We start from the raw sequence: 2664 nt of genomic DNA on the forward strand, positions 1-2664 counted from the left end.
TGTGTCAAGCAAAAGGGCTTGACGGGAGGAAATATGGATCAGGAAAAGCGTACTCCGATGGAAAAAAAGGTCTATCTTTCCTGGTATCTGGCGTTTTACGGCCAAATGCTGACGGAAAATCAGCAGGAGATTGCCAGACTCTATTTTGAAGAGGATTATTCCCTGGCCGAAATCGCACAGCAATTCTCCGTCAGCCGCCAGAGCATCCACGATACGGTGAACCGTGTGGAAAAGACACTCAATGATTTTGAAGAGAAGCTGGGCTTGGCGCGACGATTCCGGCAGCAGGAAGAGGGCTTGCGCAAATGCAGCGAGGTGCTGGAAAAAGTGGTTTCGGATGAAGCTACAAAATCCCATCTTATCGAAGCCCGGTCCATTATAAACACATTGCTTGATCAGGAGGAAATGTAAATGGCATTTGAAGGCCTTTCGGATAAACTTCAAAAGGCGTTTAAAAAGCTGACCGGCAAGGGTAAGCTGAATGAGCAGAACATCAAGGATGCAATGCGTGAAGTGCGCATGGCCTTGCTGGAAGCGGACGTTAACTACCTTGTTGTCAAGGATTTCGATGCTTGCTTTGGCATTCTTGCCGATGTTCAAGACGGTACGACCGAAGTCGTTGTTGCACTTGAGCATCGCCATTTCGTTTTCGCCGTCACCAATCGTCTTTACGAGTTTACGGGCGTTGCAGGCAATCGGCAAAAGGGCGGCAAAGTCGTCTTCGTTGGCGAAGTCTTCGTCGCAGGTGCATACGTCTGCGACGCGGCAATCTCCATCCGCGCCCAGTACATTCGGAATCTTGTTGACCGGGAAAAACGTCCACAATTCGTTATTGCGACGCGGCATTCCCAATTGTTTAATGCGGGTAATGGCGTCCATTAGTTTTCCTCGATCCAGTCGTAGCCTTGTTCTTCGAGCTTGAGCGCAAGTTCCGGACCGCCACTCAAAATGATTTTACCATGGCGGAGCACATGCACGTAAGTCGGCTTGATGTAGTCCAGAAGTCTCTGGTAGTGCGTCACCAGAATCACGGCCTTTTCGGGCGACATAATCTGGTTGATTCCGTGAGCCACAATGCGGAGAGCGTCAATGTCGAGGCCCGAGTCCGTTTCGTCGAGGAACGACACCTTCGGATCCAGAATCGCCATCTGCAGAATTTCGTTGCGCTTCTTTTCGCCGCCGCTAAAGCCGTCGTTCACGCCGCGGTCGCGGTAACGGTCGTCCATTTCGAGCATGGCCATTTTTTCTTCGCAAAGTTTCTTGAAGTCGGCGTCGGCGAGCGGTTCAAGCCCCAGGTAAGCGCGCTTGGAATTGAGCGCCATCTGCAAGAATTCCACGTTGTTCACGCCCGGAATTTCGGTGGGGTATTGCGTGCTGATGAAAAGTCCCGAATTGGCGCGGTCGCAGATTTCCATCGAGAGCAGGTCCTTGCCGTCGAGAGTCACGGAACCTTCGTTCACGGTGTAAGCGGGGTGGCCTGCGATGACCTTTGAAAGTGTACTTTTGCCAGATCCGTTCGGGCCCATGATGGCGTGGACTTCACCCGGTTTGACTTCCAGGTTGATACCCTTCAAAATTTGGGTTCCGTCTTCGATACTTGCTTTAAGGTTCTTGATGGACAGCATAATTCCTCTCTTAATCGGTTGCCAAATATAGAAAAATCTCCCCGGTTGAAAAAATGCAAGAAAATTATAACTATAATATAATTGAAGTTCATAATGTGTTATTTTTATTTGAGTTTGATAATTAATGATAAATAATTTTTCCTATATTTTGTTCAAATCTGAATTTATGCATTTTTTGGAGACTCGGATGGCTGAAAACGAACAGCAGACGATCGTTGTCGGGGCGCAAGCTCAGTCGACTAACAATACAATTACCCTGCTTGAAGCCTTATTTATTCTGTGGAAAAAGCGCTTTACGCTATGTTTGTTCCTGGCAGCAGGTGCTTTAATCGGACTTGTGATAGGTCAGTGGATTCGTCCTCAGTTTACAAGCGATGCCCTGTTGCAGATCGATGTAAAGGGTAACAAGGCCGCAAACCGGGCCATGGGCGAAATGGGAGCCATTCTGGATGTCGCTAGTCCGGCCGATGCCGAAATCGAACTAATCAAGAGCCGCTTGGTACTGAACTACGTGGTCTCCGAAGAACACTTGAATTACTCGGCAACGCCGACGAGTGCCTTGAACCGCCTTCTGCACCGCGAAGGCCGCATGGATCTTGACTACCTCTTTATTCCGGACATGGCCCGCACCGAAAAGTGGAGGGCTGTGGTTACAGGTGACGACACTTACGCAGTGTATAATGAAGACGAAACCAGGCTGGTCGAAGGCAAGGTCGGTCAGATGCTCAAGGTTTTGTATGCGGGCGATACCTTGCAGATTCGTGTAAGCCGCATGCGTGCCTCTGTCGGCGAAGAGTTCCGAATCAACATGACGAATCCGTTGATCGCGGTCCGCAGTCTTGCCGCAGGCCTCAAGGTGGCTGAAAAAGGAAAACAGACCGGTGTCATTGGAGTGTCTTTCTCGCACCGCTATGCAGACCGCGCAGCTTCGATCCTGAATACCATTGCCAACACGTATGTTCGCCAGAATGTGGAAATGCGCAGTGCCGAAGCCGAAAAGACTTTGGAATTCCTGGAATCGCAGTTGCCTGGCGTGAAG

The 2664-nt window shown here is 49.9% G+C and carries 3 protein-coding genes and 1 pseudogene; 3 read left to right on the forward strand and 1 reads right to left on the reverse strand.

The window, feature by feature from the left end; translation table 11 throughout:
* Together ylxM and Q0628_RS15690 are read left to right on the forward strand one after the other, a co-directional pair.
* The coding region (ylxM, locus tag Q0628_RS05425; protein WP_298768891.1) for a YlxM family DNA-binding protein at positions 1–411 on the forward strand (411 nt) is incomplete at its 5' end.
* Positions 412–567, forward strand: a pseudogene (locus tag Q0628_RS15690) (signal recognition particle receptor subunit alpha); the annotation flags it as partial.
* Positions 568–878: 311 nt separating this feature from the next.
* On the opposite strand, the gene sufC reads toward Q0628_RS15690, so the two are convergent.
* Positions 879–1625, reverse strand: coding sequence for a Fe-S cluster assembly ATPase SufC (gene sufC, locus Q0628_RS05435; RefSeq protein ID WP_088658070.1), 747 nt, complete (start codon positions 1623–1625; stop codon positions 879–881).
* Between the two features lie 187 nt (positions 1626–1812).
* Here sufC and Q0628_RS05440 point away from each other — a divergent pair.
* A partial coding sequence (locus Q0628_RS05440) for a Wzz/FepE/Etk N-terminal domain-containing protein (RefSeq protein WP_298768898.1) occupies positions 1813–2664 on the forward strand: 852 nt, incomplete at its 3' end.

This window comes from uncultured Fibrobacter sp. (assembly GCF_937877005.1).
Classification (GTDB): Bacteria; Fibrobacterota; Fibrobacteria; order Fibrobacterales; family Fibrobacteraceae; genus Fibrobacter.